At 69.7% G+C, this 14354-nt stretch carries 13 protein-coding genes; 6 read left to right on the forward strand and 7 right to left on the reverse strand.

All coding sequences use genetic code 11. The annotated features are described in order from the left end of the window. Positions 1-8: 8 nt before the first annotated feature. Genes IE250_RS02565 through IE250_RS02580 form a run of 4 tightly spaced genes read left to right on the forward strand, consistent with a single transcriptional unit; the run spans position 9 to position 4697 of the window. Entirely contained in the window at positions 9-1649 is a 1641-nt protein-coding gene (locus IE250_RS02565) for an alpha-amylase family glycosyl hydrolase (protein WP_229872074.1), read from the forward strand. A gap of 10 nt (positions 1650-1659) precedes the next feature. After that, positions 1660-2490, forward strand: coding sequence for a phosphoribosylaminoimidazolesuccinocarboxamide synthase (locus tag IE250_RS02570; protein WP_189667684.1), 831 nt, complete (start codon positions 1660-1662; stop codon positions 2488-2490). Positions 2491-2547: 57 nt separating this feature from the next. Continuing rightward, positions 2548-4422 carry a DEDD exonuclease domain-containing protein gene (locus IE250_RS02575; RefSeq protein ID WP_189667685.1) on the forward strand — a complete coding sequence of 625 codons (1875 nt, stop codon included), beginning with the start codon at positions 2548-2550 and terminating at the stop codon, positions 4420-4422. Next, on the forward strand, positions 4416-4697 hold the full coding sequence (locus IE250_RS02580; protein WP_189667686.1) for an Lrp/AsnC family transcriptional regulator: 282 nt from the start codon (positions 4416-4418) through the stop codon (positions 4695-4697). Before IE250_RS02575 ends, IE250_RS02580 begins: the two co-directional genes overlap by 7 nt. Before the next feature lie 58 nt (positions 4698-4755). On the opposite strand, the gene qcrB (IE250_RS02585) is transcribed toward IE250_RS02580, so the two are convergent. From qcrB (IE250_RS02585) to ctaE, 6 genes are all read right to left on the reverse strand, one after another. Continuing rightward, a complete protein-coding gene (qcrB, locus tag IE250_RS02585) occupies positions 4756-6429 on the reverse strand; it encodes a cytochrome bc1 complex cytochrome b subunit (RefSeq protein ID WP_189667687.1) in 1674 nt (557 codons plus the stop codon). 186 nt (positions 6430-6615) lie between these two features. Beyond that, positions 6616-7245, reverse strand: a complete 630-nt coding sequence (locus IE250_RS02590; protein WP_189667688.1) for a superoxide dismutase — start codon at positions 7243-7245, stop codon at positions 6616-6618. 165 nt (positions 7246-7410) lie between these two features. Beyond that, on the reverse strand, positions 7411-9123 hold the full coding sequence (gene qcrB / locus IE250_RS02595; protein ID WP_189667689.1) for a cytochrome bc1 complex cytochrome b subunit: 1713 nt from the start codon (positions 9121-9123) through the stop codon (positions 7411-7413). After that, complete coding sequence (gene qcrA / locus IE250_RS02600) at positions 9120-10190, reverse strand: cytochrome bc1 complex Rieske iron-sulfur subunit (protein ID WP_229872075.1); 1071 nt, start codon at positions 10188-10190, stop codon at positions 9120-9122. The genes qcrB (IE250_RS02595) and qcrA overlap by 4 nt, the downstream gene beginning before the upstream one ends. Beyond that, positions 10187-10966: a cytochrome bc1 complex diheme cytochrome c subunit gene (gene qcrC / locus IE250_RS02605; RefSeq protein WP_189667690.1), complete on the reverse strand. Its 780-nt coding sequence runs from the start codon at positions 10964-10966 to the stop codon at positions 10187-10189. The genes qcrA and qcrC overlap by 4 nt, the downstream gene beginning before the upstream one ends. A 106-nt stretch (positions 10967-11072) precedes the next feature. Further along, positions 11073-11726, reverse strand: coding sequence for an aa3-type cytochrome oxidase subunit III (ctaE, locus tag IE250_RS02610; RefSeq protein WP_189667691.1), 654 nt, complete (start codon positions 11724-11726; stop codon positions 11073-11075). Positions 11727-11904: 178 nt separating this feature from the next. On the opposite strand from ctaE, the gene IE250_RS02615 reads away from it, so the two are divergent. Next, positions 11905-12354, forward strand: a complete 450-nt coding sequence (locus IE250_RS02615) for a response regulator (RefSeq protein WP_189667692.1) — start codon at positions 11905-11907, stop codon at positions 12352-12354. Further along, on the forward strand, positions 12351-13400 hold the full coding sequence (gene trpD / locus IE250_RS02620) for an anthranilate phosphoribosyltransferase (RefSeq protein WP_189667693.1): 1050 nt from the start codon (positions 12351-12353) through the stop codon (positions 13398-13400). Before IE250_RS02615 ends, trpD begins: the two co-directional genes overlap by 4 nt. Before the next feature lie 80 nt (positions 13401-13480). Here trpD and IE250_RS02625 read toward each other — a convergent pair whose 3' ends face one another. After that, positions 13481-14347 (reverse strand): SCO4651 family lipoprotein, encoded by an 867-nt coding sequence (locus IE250_RS02625; protein WP_189667694.1) that lies wholly within the window; start codon positions 14345-14347, stop codon positions 13481-13483. Positions 14348-14354: the final 7 nt, after the last annotated feature.

The following is a 14354-nucleotide window of genomic DNA, read 5'->3' on the forward strand; positions in this document are numbered from 1 at the left end:
GCAGACCGTTGACCTCCACCGCAGTGGACCTCGCCGCACGCCTGGGGCGCACCGTGCTCTACCAGATCTACCCGCAGTCCTTCGCGGACGCGAACCGCGACGGGATCGGGGACCTGGCCGGCATCACCGAGCGCCTGGACTACCTCGCCTGGCTCGGGGTGGACGCGCTCTGGCTCAGCCCGTGCTTCGTCTCGCCGTTCGCCGACGCCGGGTACGACGTCGCGGACTACTTCCAGGTGGCCCCGCGCTACGGCACGAACGAGGACATGGCCCGGCTGACCGAGGAGGCCGGCCGCCGCGGCATCTCCGTGCTGCTCGACCTCGTGGCCGGCCACACCTCGGACCAGCACCCGTGGTTCCGCGCGTCCACCGACGACCCGGACGATGACCGGTTCGTCTGGAGCGACCTGCCGGTGGACGGGTTCCAGGCCGGCCCAGGCGCGCGCGGCGGGTACTACCGGCCCAACTTCTTCCCCTTCCAGCCCGCGCTGAACTACGGCTACGCGCGCTCCGATCCCGCCGAGCCGTGGCGGCTTCCGGTCGACGCCCCGGGTCCGCTGGCCAACCGCGCCGCCCTGCGCGAGATCATGTCGCACTGGTTCGGCCTCGGGGTCGCGGGCTTCCGCGTCGACATGGCGTCGTCGCTGGTCAAGGATGATCCGGGGCATGTTGAGACGGGCCGGCTGTGGCGCGAGATGCGCGCCTGGCTGGACGACTCCTACCCCGGGCGGGTGCTGATCAGCGAGTGGGGCAACCCGCGGGTCGCCGTCCCGGCCGGCTTCCACGTCGACTTCTTCCTCCAGTTCGGGGGCGACGACGACGGGCTCCCGTTCCGGTCGCTGTGGAACAACGGCGCCGGGACGGTGAACCAGTCCTGGGGCGAGGTACCGGCCTGGGCCGGCGCCGACGGGGACGGGGACGCCGGCACGTTCGTCGAGGCCTGGCAGGCTGCGGCCGACGCCATAGCGGCGACCGGCCGCGGCGGGGTGGTGGGCCTGCCGACGTCGAACCACGACTTCACGCGGCTGGTGGCCGGCGCGCGCGACGCCGAGCAGGCCCGCGTCGCCCACGTCCTCACGATGACCTGGCCCGCCCTGCCGTCCGTCTACTACGGGGACGAGATCGGCATGCGGTACGTGCCCGGGACCCCGACCCTGGAGGGCTCCCGCCTGAGCCCCACCTACGACAGGGCCGGCTCACGCACGCCGATGCAGTGGGGCGGTCTCCCGGCCGGAACACTCGGCCCGGGGAGCCCCGCGACCCCCACGTACCTGCCGCAGGACCCCGACCCCGGCCTGCCCACCGTCGCCGGCCAGCTGGGCGACGAGAGCTCGCTGCTGCACCTGGTGCGCGAGCTCATCGCCCTGCGGCATCGCGACGACCGCCTCGACGTCGACTCTCCCGTCGAGGTGCTCGCCTCCGGGTACCCCATGGCGTACCTCCGGGGCGGCACGCTCGCGATCGTGCTCAACCCGGGCCGCCTGGACGTGCGGTTCCAGCTCGACGGCGCCGCCCGGGCCAAGCCGCTCGTGGCCCGCGGGTGCCGCACCGAGGCGGGCGACGGCAGGCACGACATCGTCCACCTCGACGGGCACGGCTACGCCGTCCTGGACCTGGACGCGCCCGAGAGCTTCCGGCACGCGCGTTAGCCTTGGGCCCGTGGAACTGATCCGTAAGGGCAAGGTTCGCGAGGTCTACGCGGACGGCGACGATGTGATTCTGGTGGCTTCGGACCGCGTGTCGGTGTACGACGTCGTGCTGCCGACGCCCGTACCCGACAAGGGCGCGATCCTGACCCAGCTCTCGCTGTGGTGGTTCCGGCAGTTCGCCGACCTGGTGCCCAACCACGTGATCAGCGAGGACGTCCCGGCGGAGTGGGCGGGGCGCGCGATCCGCTGCAAGCGGCTGGAGATCGTGCCGGTCGAGTGCATAGCGCGCGGGTACCTCGCGGGCGGAGGCCTGGAGAGCTACCGCGAGACGGGCAGCGTGTCCGGGGTGGCGTTCCCGCCCGGCCTGGTGGAGGCCGACCGCCTCCCGCAGCCCGTCTTCACGCCGTCGACCAAGGCGGACGAGGGGCACGACGAGTACATCTCCGTCGAGGAGATCGCCAAGGACCTGGGCGAGGAGACGACAGCCCGCCTGCGCGACCTGACGCTGACGATCTACGACCGCGGCGCCGAGATCGCGCGGGAGCGCGGCGTCATCATCGCGGACACAAAGCTCGAGTTCGGGCACGACGCCGACGGCGTCCTCACCCTCGCCGACGAGGTGCTGACGCCGGACTCGTCGCGTTTCTGGAAGATGAGCGAGTACGAGCCGGGCCGGTCGCAGTGGTCCTACGACAAGCAGTTCGTGCGCGACTGGTCCTCCACCCTCACCGGCTGGGACCGCACCTACCCCGGCCCCGAGATCCCGGACGGTGTGGTCAAGGAGACCCGCGCCCGGTACGTCGAGATCTACGAACAGCTCACCGGCGAGACCTGGACCTGATGCCCGGCGGCGGATACGCCGACGGGAGTGTCAGTGACCAGGGCTAGCGTGCTCGCCGTGAGCACCACCGCGCCCGCCTATCAGGCCACCTTCGAGGAGCTGGGCACGCCGCTGCGGGACGTGACCTTCGTGGTGGTGGACCTGGAGACCACAGGAACCAGCGCCAAAGAGGGCGGCATCACCGAGATCGGCGCGGTGAAGGTGCGCGGCGGCGAGGTGCTGGGTGAGTTCCAGTCGCTGGTGAACCCGGGGCAGCCGGTCCCGGCGTTCATCGCGCGGCTGACGGGCATCACCAATGCCATGGTCGCCACCGCGCCGGACATCGCCCTGGTGCTACCGAGCTTCCTGGAGTTCGCGCGCGGCTCGGTCCTGGTGGCGCACAACGCGCCGTTCGACGTCGGCTTCCTCAAGGTGATGTGCGCCCGGCTGGACTACGAGTGGCCGGGGTTCACCGTCGTGGACACGGTGCCCCTGGCCCGTCGCCTGGTGACGCGGGACGAGGCGCCCAACCACAAGCTGTCCACGCTCGCGAACCTGTTCCACGCCAGCGTCTCCCCCGACCACCGCGCGCTGGCCGACGCCCGCGCGACGGTCGACGTCCTGCACGCCCTCTTCGAGCGCCTCGCGCCGATGGGCATCACTCACCTCGAGGACCTGGCCACGGCCGCCGACCCCGTGCCGCCCGAGGTGCGCCGCAAGCGGCACCTCGCCGACGACCTGCCCGACGCGCCCGGCGTCTACCTCTTCCGGGGCCCGGGCGACGAGGTCCTGTACGTCGGCACGTCCGTCAACATCCGCAAGCGCGTGCGCTCGTACTTCACCGCCGCCGAGAAGCGGAAGCGGATCACGGAGATGGTGCGCATCGCGGAGCGGGTCACGCCCGTCGCGTGCGCCACGCATCTGGAGGCGCAGGTGCGCGAGCTGCGGCTGATCACAGAGCACGCCCCGCGCTACAACCGGCGCTCGAAGTACCCCGAGCGGCAGTCGTGGGTGCGTCTCACGGACGAGGCCTATCCGCGCCTCTCGGTGGTGGGCGCCGTCGTGGCGGGCGCCGCCCACATCGGCCCGTTCGGGTCGCGGCGCACCGCCCAGGAGGCCGTGCACGCCCTGCACGACGCCCTGAACCTGCGCCAGTGCACCGCCCGCATCCCGCTGGTCTCCAAGCAGCCCGGCAGCCCGTGCGCGCTGGCGGGCATGGGCCGCTGCTCCGCCCCGTGCGTGGCCACGGAGGCCCCTGACGCGTCCTACGAGCAGGTGGCCGAGGCCGCCCGCAGTGCCCTGACCGGCGACCCGGCCCCGGTGGTGCGCGCGCTCTCCGACCGGATAGCAACACTCGCCCACCAGGAGCGGTACGAGGAGGCGGGCGAGGTGACGCGGCGGCTGCGAGCCTTCGTGTCGGGCGCGCACCGGGCCCAGCGCCTGGGGCCCCTGGCGGGCTGCGCCGAGCTGGTCGCGGCGCGTCCCTCCGGCATCGGCGACGCCCCCGGCAAGCCCGGCGGCTGGGAGATCGTGGTGATCAAGCACGGCAGGCTCGCCGCCACCGACGTCTCGGCGCCGCGTGCCGATCCCCTCCCCCTCGTGGCCGCGCTGCGCACGACGGCGGAGCACGTCGAGCCGCCCGTCCCGCCGGCACCGGCCGCGCACCCGGAGGAGACCCACCTGCTGCTCGCGTGGCTCGACTCCCCCGGCGTGCGCCTGGTGCACGTCAGCGACACCTGGGCGTGCCCGGTGCGCGCGGCCGGGGCGCACGCGGACCTGACGTGGGCGTCGGACCGGGTGCGGGCCGAGATCGGTCCCGCGGTGGCGGACCGCGGTGCAGCGGACTCGATTCACGCCGCACATGTCGGCGCGGCAGACGGAGCCGATGCCGGGGTCACCGCCGCTCCGGAACCCGAGAACCCGCAGCACGTGGATACGATGACTGCATGCTGACCGCGATCGTCCTCATCGACGCCGAGACGTCCCGCATTCCCGAGGTCGCGCAGGAGGTCGCGAACATCGACGGAGTGAGCGAGGTCTTCTCCGTGACCGGCAAGACCGACCTCGTCGCCATCGTCCGCGTGCCCGAGCACGAACAGCTCGCGGGCGTCGTGTCCGACGCGGTGAACAAGGTGGCCGGCGTGCAGAACACCGAGACCCTCATCGCGTTCCGCGCCTTCTCGAAGGCGGACCTGGAGCAGGCGTTCGCGCTCGGGCTCGACGACTGAGGCTGAGCGACTGAGTCTGAGCGGCGACTGAGCCTGAGCCGGGGCCGTCAGCCCGCTCTTATCGGCGCCGGCGCACGGCCGACCCGGAGGTGGCCGGCGTCTTCGCCTCGAGCTCGTCGTGCTTGCCGTGCGAGTGCGCCGCCGCGAGCTCCGCAGGTGTGGCGGGCTCCACGCGGTCCTCGTAGAAGAACTGGGACAGCCGCTGCCAGCGCCGGTCGGACTTGTAGCCCTTGCGCCGCACACCGCGCGCGTCCATGGCGGGTTTGATATCGAGCGGCCGCGGGGCCTGGTGATAGGTGCGCAACCACACCTCCTCCGGCTCCAGCGGGGTGTGCACCTCGACGTACTCGCCGTTGGCGAAGCGCACGATGCGGCCCGACTCGTGGCCGTGCAGCACCAGCTCGCGGTCCCTGCGTTGCAGCCCCAGGCAGATCCGTTTCGTCACCCAGAACGCCAACAAGGGCCCCACGACCAGGAGCACGCGCAGCGCCCAGGTGATCGCGAAGATGTCGAGCGAGAAGTGCGTGGCGATGAGGTCGTTCGTGGCGGCCAGGGCACAGACCACGAACGCGACCAACAGCGCGACGCCCACGCCCGTACGCACCGGCCGGTTGCGAGGCCGGTCCAGGACGTGGTGCTCCCGGTGGTCGCCGGTGACGCGGGCCTCGAGGAACGGCCACGCACCCAGCAGCGTGAACAGGATGCCCGGCAGGATCATGCCCGGGATCAGCAGGTTCATGCTCAGCGTGTAGCCGCCGATGACCCACTCCCAGCCCGGCCCTGGCATCAGGCGCAGCGCGCCGTCGACGAACAGGATGTACCAGTCCGGCTGCGTGCCCGCCGAGACCGGCGACGGGTCGTAGGGCCCGTAGTTCCACACGTGGTTGATCGCCATCGTGGCGCCCATCAGGGTCAGCACGCCGGAGATGATGAAGAAGTTGCCGGTCATCTTGGCCACGTACACCGGCGCTGCCGGGTAGCCCACGACGTTCTTGTCGGTGCGGCCGGCGCCGGGGTACTGGGTGTGCTTCTGCAGCACCATGAGGAACAGGTGCAGCCCGATGAGCGCGAGCAGCAGGCCCGGGATCACGAAGATGTGGAGGGTGAACAGGCGCGGGATGATGTGGTGCCCCGGGAACTCGCCACCGAAGACGATGAACGACATGAACGAGCCGATCACGGGGATCGACTTGACCACGCCGTCGATGATGCGCAGGCCGTTGCCGGACAGCACGTCGTCGGGCAGCGAGTAGCCGGTGAACCCGGCCGCCAGCGCCAGGATCAGCATGGTCAGACCGACCAGGTAGTTGATCTCGCGCGGCTTGCGGAACGCGCCGGTGAAGAAGATCCGGAACATGTGCAGCACTATCGAGCCCACGAAGATCAGGGCCGACCAGTGGTGGATCTGCCGCATGAGCAGACCGCCGCGCACCTCGAACGACATCTCCACGGTGGAGTGGAACGCCGCCGACATGAGCTGGCCCTGCATGTTGGCGGGGTGCTCACCCTCGTAGCGCACCAAGGCCATGGAGGGGTCGAAGAACATCGTCAGGAAGAAGCCAGAGGCGATCAGCACGATGAACGAGAACAGCGCGATCTCGCCCAGCATGAAGGTCCAGTGGTCGGGGAAGACCTTGCGCGCAAGCTCCTTGACCAGCACACCGATGGTGGTGCGCTGGTCCAGATAGTCGGCGGCCTTGCCGACGGCGGTCGGACGCTGCTGCTGTGCCACGTCATCACCCCTGAGGTAGGAGATACGCGCCTGTTGATCCGTGCCTCTCCAGTAGACACCGTGCCGGGCGCTGGTTTCCACCTATGACGACGAAATGGCGGGACGATCCGTGACACGACAGATCCGGCGCACCCCTCGGGGAAGCTCCCGTGGGTGCGCCGGATCTGGTCAGGCGGGGTCAGACGGTCAGGCCGACGCGACGACGAGGCCAGCGGTCTGCGTCTTGGCGCGCTCCAGGCGCTCGGAGACGTTGCTCCAGGACACCAGGTTCCACCACGCCTTGATGTAGTCCGGGCGCACGTTCAGGTAGTCGATGTAGTAGGCGTGCTCCCAGCAGTCCAGCATGAGGACCGGGGTGAGCGCGAAGGGGATGTTGCCCTGCTGGTCGAACAGCTGGACCACCACGAGCTTCTGACCGACGGAGTCCCAGGCCAGGACGGCCCAGCCGGAACCCTGCACACCGGCGGCAACGGCGGTGAAGTGCGCCTTGAACTTCTCGAACGAGCCGAAGTGCTCGTCGATCGCGGCGGCGATGTCGCCGGTCGGCTCTCCGCCGGCCTCGGGCGCCATGTTCGTCCAGAAGATCGAGTGGTTGATGTGACCACCGAGGTTGAACGCGAGGTCCTTCTCGATCTTGTTGACGTTTGCCAGGTTGCCCGTCTCGCGGGCCTCCTCGAGCTGCTCCAGGGCAGTGTTCGCGCCCTTGACGTACGTCGCGTGGTGCTTGGAGTGGTGCAGCTCCATGATCTTGCCCGAGATGTGCGGCTCGAGCGCGGCGTAGTCGTAGGTCAGGTCAGGGAGCGTGTAAACAGCCATTGCTGAGGTACCTCCAGGATCGGTCCGCACACCGGACGGTGCGCAGGGGATGACGCCGTCCTGGTCGTGCGCCTGTGTGGTGCCCGCCGGGACGGCAATGGCCCGTGTCCCCGACCGCAGATGCGGACCGGGAGACACAGGCCATCGCTTGGTGTCGCAGGTCGCTCAGTGCTCCCGCGAGGTGGAACCTACGCCGGCCTCGACGGCCTGGCGCTCGGATCCGTCGAGCTGGTCGTGCTCGCCGTGCGAGTGCGCAGCCTCGACCTCCGCCGGGGTGACGGGCGACACGCGGTCCTCGTAGAAGAACCGGGACAGACCCTGCCACCGCTTGTCGGAGGCGTAGCCCTTGCGCTTCACACCGCGGGCGTCCGTCTTCGGAGCGATCGCCAGCGGAGCCGGCGCCTCGTAGTTGACGCGCAGCCACCGCTCCTGCTCGTCGAGCGGGGTGTGCACCTCGACGTACTCGCCGTGGGCGTAGCGCACGATGCGGCCCGACTCGTGCCCGTGCAGCACCAGCTCGCGATCCTTGCGCTGCAGCCCCAGGCAGATGCGCTTGGTGATGTAGTACGCGAACACCGGCCCGACGAAGAACAGGATGCGGAACACCCACGTGATCGCGTTGATCGACAGCCCGAAGTGCGTGGCGATGAGGTCGTTCGACCCGGCCAGGGCCAGGATGATGAACGCCGCCAGGAACGCGACACCGAGGGCGGTGCGCGCCGGCCTGTTGCGCGGGCGGTCCAGCACGTGGTGCTCGCGGTCGTCGCCCGTGACCTTCGCCTCGAGGAACGGGTAGACGATCAGGAACGTGAAGAGGATGCCCGGGATGACTACTGCCGGGACCAGGACGTTCAGCGGCAGGGTGAACCCGGCGATGACCCACTCCGTGCCCTGGCCGGGCATCAGACGCAGCGAGCCCTCCAGGAACAGCATGTACCAGTCCGGCTGCGCGCCGGCAGACACGGGCGACGGGTCGAACGGACCGTAGTTCCACACGTTGTTGATCGCCATCGTGGCGCCCATCAGCGTCAGCACGCCGGCGACGATGAAGAAGTTGCCAGTCATCTTGGCCACGTACACCGGCGCAGCCGGGTAGCCCACCACGTTCTTGTCGGTGCGGCCGCCACCCGGGTACTGCGTGTGCTTCTGCAGCACCATCAGGAACAGGTGCAGCGCGATCAGGGCCAGCAGGATGCCCGGGATCACGAAGATGTGGAGGGTGAACAGGCGGGGCACGATGTGGTGGCCCGGGAACTCCCCGCCGAAGATCAGGTACGACAGGGGCGAACCGAGCACCGGGATCGACTTGACCACGCCGTCGGTGATGCGCAGGCCGTTGCCGCTCAGCACGTCGTCGGGCAGCGAGTAGCCGGTGAAGCCGGCCCCCAGGCCCAGGATCATCAGAAGGATTCCGACGATCCAGTTGATCTCGCGCGGCTTGCGGAACGCGCCGGTGAAGAACACGCGCATCATGTGCACCACGATCGAGGCCATGAAGATCAGGGCCGACCAGTGGTGGATCTGCCGCATGAGCAGACCACCGCGCACCTCGAACGACATCTCGAGGGTCGAGGAGAACGCCACGGACATGAGCTGCCCGTGCATGTTCGCCGGGTGCTCGCCCTCGTAGGTGGTGAGCGCCATCGACGGCTCGAAGAACATCGTCAGGAAGAAGCCCGAGGCGATCAGGACGACGAATGAGAACAGCGCGATCTCGCCCAGCATGAAGGACCAGTGGTCCGGGAAGACCTTGCGCGCGAACTCCTTGACGGCGACGCCGATGGAGGTGCGCTGGTCGAGGTAGTCGGCCGCCTTGCCGACGGTCGTCGTCGGCTTGGCCGGTGCCTCGACGGTGGTGTCGTGGGTCGCGTTGCTCACTTCAGGCGCTCCCAGAAGCTCGGGCCGATGGGCTCGGCGAAGTCGTCCTGCGCCACGAGGTAACCCTCGTCGTCGACGGTGATCGGCAGCTGCGGCAGCCGGCGGTTGGCCGGGCCGAAGACGACCTTCGCGCTGTCCGCGATGTCGAACGTCGACTGGTGGCACGGGCACAGGAGGTGGTGGGTCTGCTGTTCGTAGAGCGCCACCGGGCAGCCCACGTGCGTGCAGATCTTCGAGTAGGCGACGATGCCCTCGTGCGACCAGGTCTCGCCCTCGGGCGACTGGTCCGTCCGGAGGTCCTCCGGGTTGAGGCGCACCATCAGGACGACGGCCTTGGACTTCTCCGTGATCCACTCGTGCGTCTCGCGGAACTCCTCGGTGGTCTCCGGGATGACGTGGAACACGGAGCCGACGGTGACGTCGGAAGCCTTGATGGGCCGGCCCGACGGGTCGATCGCGAGGCGCGTGCCCCGCTTCCACATCGTGTGCTTGAACGCGGAGATGTTCCAGTCGCCGCCGACCGAGCCGATCAGCGGGACCGCGATGGCCACCGGGAACAGCGCCAGGGCGGCGAAGAACGCCCCCTTGAGCACGCCGCGGCGTCCGACGACGCCCGAGTCCGCGAGGCCGTCGTTCAGGTCCTTGACGGCCACGATGCGGTCGGCGTCGTTCGTCGCGAGCGGGTGCCGCTCCTGGACCATCTCGCGGTCCCCCATGAGCGCCTTGGCCCAGTGGATACCGGCGATGCCGATGCCGAGCAGCGACACCGCGAGGCCGAGGCCGATCAGCAGCGTCGAGAGCCGGACGCCCGACGCCGTGCCGTCCGGCGGGACCATCACGTAGGCGACGATCGAGCCGATGGTGCCGAGGATCGACAGGACGAACAGGAGGGTCACGGTCCGCTCGGCGCGGCGCGCCGCGCGCGGGTCCGTGTCGGTGAGGCGGTGCTTGTGCTCCGGAATTCCCGGGTCGGGGAACCGCTCGGCGGGCCCGACGGCGGTGCCCGCCTGGGAGCCGACCGTCACCTCGGTGGAGGCGTCGGCGGGGGTGTTCTGGTTCTCGCTCACGAGGACTTCGCTCCGATCCACACAGCAGCGCCGATGAGCAGGCCGAGGCCGATCGCGAAGGCCCACAGGCCTTCGGACACCGGGCCGAGGGCGCCGAGCGCGTTACCGCCGGCCGAACCCTCGCGCTGCTCGACGAGGAACGAGACGATGTCGCGCTTCTCTTCCGGCGTGATGTTCGCGTCGTTGAACACCGGCATCGACTGCGGGCCGGTCTGCATCGCCTGGTAGATGTTCCGCTCCGACGTCTCCCACAGCGCGGGGGCGAACTTGCCCTCCGAGAGTGCGCCGCCGGCGCCTACGGCGTTGTGGCACATGGCGCAGTTGGTGCGGAACAGGGCCATGCCGTTCGAGGCATCACCCAGCTCGGCGTCCACCTGCTCGTCCGTGGGGATAGCCGGGCCGGCTCCCAGCGAGGCGACGTACCCGGCCAGGGCCGCGGTCTGCTCCTCGTTGAACTGGGCCGGCTTGGCCCGCGCCTGCGGACCGTTCATCTGCATCGGCATCCGGCCCGTCGACACCTGGAAGTCGACGGCGGCTGCGCCGACGCCCACCAGGGACGGCACACCGTCCCTGCCCTCCGCGTTCGCGCCGTGGCACGTCGCGCAGTTGGCCTGGAACAGCTTCTTACCGGTCTCGATGTCCGCGGTGCTGACGGTCTCGGCGTTAGCCGTGCTCGGAGCCAGGGCGGCGTAGACGCCGCCCGTGGTCAGCAGCGCCAGCAGCAGGAGCACGACCGGAGCCAACCGGTGGTGCCTGCGGGCGGCGAGTGCCTTCACGAAAATGTCCTCGTCTCGCTTTGAGTGTTTGAGCTTCTCTGTCATGAACCTATGCCACCGCACGGGGCCTCGATGCACCTGCGCCCGAGGGCGTTGGTGCTGCCGATCACTGCAGCAGGTAGATCACCGCGAACAGCGCGATCCACACCACGTCGACGAAGTGCCAGTAGTAGGACGTGACGATCGCGGTGGTGGCCTCGTGGTGGCCGAAGCGCCTGGCGGCGAACGAGCGGCCGAGCACGAACAGGAACGCGATCAGGCCGCCGGTCACGTGCAGGCCGTGGAAGCCGGTGGTCATGTAGAAGACCGAGCCGTACGCGCTGGACGAGATCGTCAGGCCCTCGTGGACCAGCTCGGTGTACTCGAAGATCTGGCCGCCGATGAAGAACGCGCCCATGAGGTACGTCAGCGTGAGCCACTCGTGCATGCCCCAGGTCCAGAACTGGAAGAGCTTGCCGGTGCGCGACGGCTGGAACTGCTCGGCCTTGAACACCGCCGCCTGGCAGGTGAAGGAGGACAGCACCAGGACGATCGTGTTGATCGTCGAGAAGGTGATGTTCAGCTTGTCCGCCTGCAGCGCCCACTCCTCGGCCGGCATGGTCTGCCGGACCGTGAAGTACATCGCGAAGAGCGCCGCGAAGAACATGAGCTCGCTCGCGAGCCAGACGATCGTTCCGACCGAGACCGGGTTCGGACGATTGACTGTCACGTGCTGGTGTGTGGGGGTGGCTGCAGCCGTTGCGGTCGACACGACAGCCATTATGGCCGACGTTCGAGTGTCCCGAACGCCGAAGCACCACCGACCCTCGCGCGGAATCTCACAAAGTCCTTTCAACGCCCTACCTGGAGCGTCTCTTGCTGACGCGATCCCGCAGAGTGCCATGAAAAGGACGTGGACAAATCTGCCGTCGGAGCGGGGTCTGTGCCACGATCGACGCATGACCGGCATGACGACGGATGTGACCAGCGCAGGTACGAACGGTGTGGCGACGTCGAGCCCGCGAGTCCTCCTGTACAGCGACGACCGCACGGTGCGTGAGCAGGTGCGACTCGCCGTCGGCCCGCGCCTCCGTGCAGGCGCGCCCGACATCGACTGGACCGAGGCCGCCACCCCGGCCGCCGTGGTGGACAAGGCTGACAACGAGACGTGGGACCTGCTCGTCCTCGACGGTGAGGCCGACCAGGCCGGCGGCATGGGCCTGTGCCGCCAGCTCAAGAACGAGGTCTACGAGTGCCCGCCGGTACTCGTCCTCACGGGCCGCCCGGAAGACGCCTGGCTCGCGTCCTGGTCCCTGGCCGACGGCGTGGTGTCCCGCCCGCTCGACGCCATCAAGGTCCAGGAGGCTGTCGCGAAGCTCCTTGCCGTCCCCGGGGCGGGCACCGCGTGAACCTCGAAGCACCTACGTGGTCCGGCCTGCTCGCCGGGCTCATCACCGGCACCGACCTGAGCCAGGAGCAAGCCGCCTGGGCGATGGACCAGGTGATGACCGGTGAGGTCTCACCCGTCCAGCTGGCCGGTTTCCTCGTGGCGCTGCGCGCCAAGGGCGAGACCGTCGAGGAGCTCGCCGGGCTGACCGACTCCATGGTCCGGCACGCGACCCGCATCAACGTGCCCGGCCCCTCCGTCGACATCGTCGGCACCGGCGGCGACCGCGCGCACACCGTGAACATCTCCACGATGGCGTCCGTGGTCATCGCGGGGGCCGGCCTGCGCGTGGTGAAGCACGGCAACCGGGCGGCGTCGTCGTCGTCGGGTAGCGCTGACGTGCTCGAGGAGCTCGGCATCCGGCTGGACCACCCCCCGGAGCGGGTGGCGCAGATCGCGCGCGAGGCGGGTATCACCTTCTGCTTCGCCGCCGCGTTCCACCCTGCGATGCGCCACGCGGGCGTGACCCGCAGGGAGCTCGGCGTGCCGACGGCGTTCAACTTCCTGGGGCCGCTGACCAACCCGGCCCAGCCCCGCGCTGCCGCCGTCGGCTGCGCCGACGCGCGGATGGCGCCGCTGATGGCCGGGGTGTTCGCCGAGCGTGGCAAGTCCGCGCTCGTGTTCCGCGGGGACGAGGGCCTGGACGAGCTCGCGGCGACCGCGGGCGCCACCGTGTGGGAGGTGTCCGCCGGCGCGGTCACCGAGCACCGCCTCGACCCGGCCGGCGACCTCGGCCTCACGCGCATCAAGGTCGAGGACCTGCGCGGCCACGACGCCGCCTACAACGCGGGCGTCGCCCGCGCGGTCTTCGCCGGCGAGGACGGTCCCGTCCGGGAGACCGTGCTGCTCAACGCGGCGTCGGGCCTGGTGGCCGACGGCACGCTGCCCGGGACGGGCTCGGGCACGCTCGTGGAGCGCCTCACCGCCGGGATCGATCTCGCGGCGCAGGCCGTGGACTCGGGAGCGGCGCAGGCCACCCTGGACCGCTGGGTCGCCGCAAGCCGCTGAGGTCCGCACAGTGCACGAAACGGCGGCCGGTCGAGACGACCGGCCGCCGTTTCGTGCAGTGTGCGTTCACGGGACTGCCGTCAGCCGAGCGGACCGCCCATCAGCTCGTCCAGGCTGATGAGCTCGTCGCCCGCCGGCGCCACGATCTCCAGCGGCTCTCCCCATCCGGAGAAGGAGCCGCTCATGACCATCTCCTGCCCCTCCATGGTCATCGTTATGTCCATCTTGTGCGGCAGGCTGTCCTTGCCGACGTAGTAGACCATCTCCATCTCGCCCATCTGCGAGAGGGCCTCGTCCGGGAGGCCGTCGACCTGGGGACCGGTCATCTTCTGCGGGTCCACAGACATCGTGTAGACGTCCGTCTCCGTGCCGTCGACGGTCTCCGTGCCGGACCTCTCGAACGACGTGATGGCGTCCTTCATGCCCTCGAGCTGCGCCGCCGGATCCATGTCCTGGACGCTGGCCTCCGTCATGTCACCGAGGCTCTCGAACATCTCAGCCATCGGGTTGTCGGTCCCGGTTGCCTCCGAGAGGCTGACGAACTTGCCCGCCGTCATCTCCCCCATGTTCATGTAGAGGTCCCCGTCGACCAGGACCATGTCGAAGGTTTCGCCGTCGAGGTCCATCCGCATCGACATCGCGGGGTTCTCCGGGTCGGTGACGTCCACGTCAGCCTCCATCGGCGCCCCGGCCAGACCTGCGGCCTCAGCCGCCGCACCGCCGTACGTCATGGTCATGTGGACCGTCGCCGCCTCGGTCTGCGCCTCTGTCAGCTCTTTGACGAACGAAGCCTCGGTCAGCTCGACCGGGGCCTGCTCGGGCGCGGCCTGCTCAGGCGCGGCCTGCCAGGGCGTCGAGCCGGATCCGTCAGGTTGCGTGCCGCAGCCGCTCAGACCCAGTGTCAGCAGGCCGGCGGTGGCCAGAGCCGCGATCTTCGAGTAGTGCATGGTTGCC

This window comes from Promicromonospora soli, assembly GCF_014653785.1.
Taxonomy (GTDB): Bacteria; Actinomycetota; Actinomycetes; order Actinomycetales; family Cellulomonadaceae; genus Promicromonospora; species Promicromonospora soli.

Coding starts and splice junctions, on each gene's coding strand:
- ctaE (WP_189667691.1), bottom strand. CDS start 11,726: ATGGCTGTCGTGTCGACCGCAACGGCTGCAGCCACCCCCACACACCAG.
- IE250_RS02625 (WP_189667694.1), bottom strand. CDS start 14,347: ATGCACTACTCGAAGATCGCGGCTCTGGCCACCGCCGGCCTGCTGACA.
- IE250_RS02615 (WP_189667692.1), top strand. CDS start 11,905: ATGACCGGCATGACGACGGATGTGACCAGCGCAGGTACGAACGGTGTG.
- IE250_RS02590 (WP_189667688.1), bottom strand. CDS start 7,245: ATGGCTGTTTACACGCTCCCTGACCTGACCTACGACTACGCCGCGCTC.
- IE250_RS02580 (WP_189667686.1), top strand. CDS start 4,416: ATGCTGACCGCGATCGTCCTCATCGACGCCGAGACGTCCCGCATTCCC.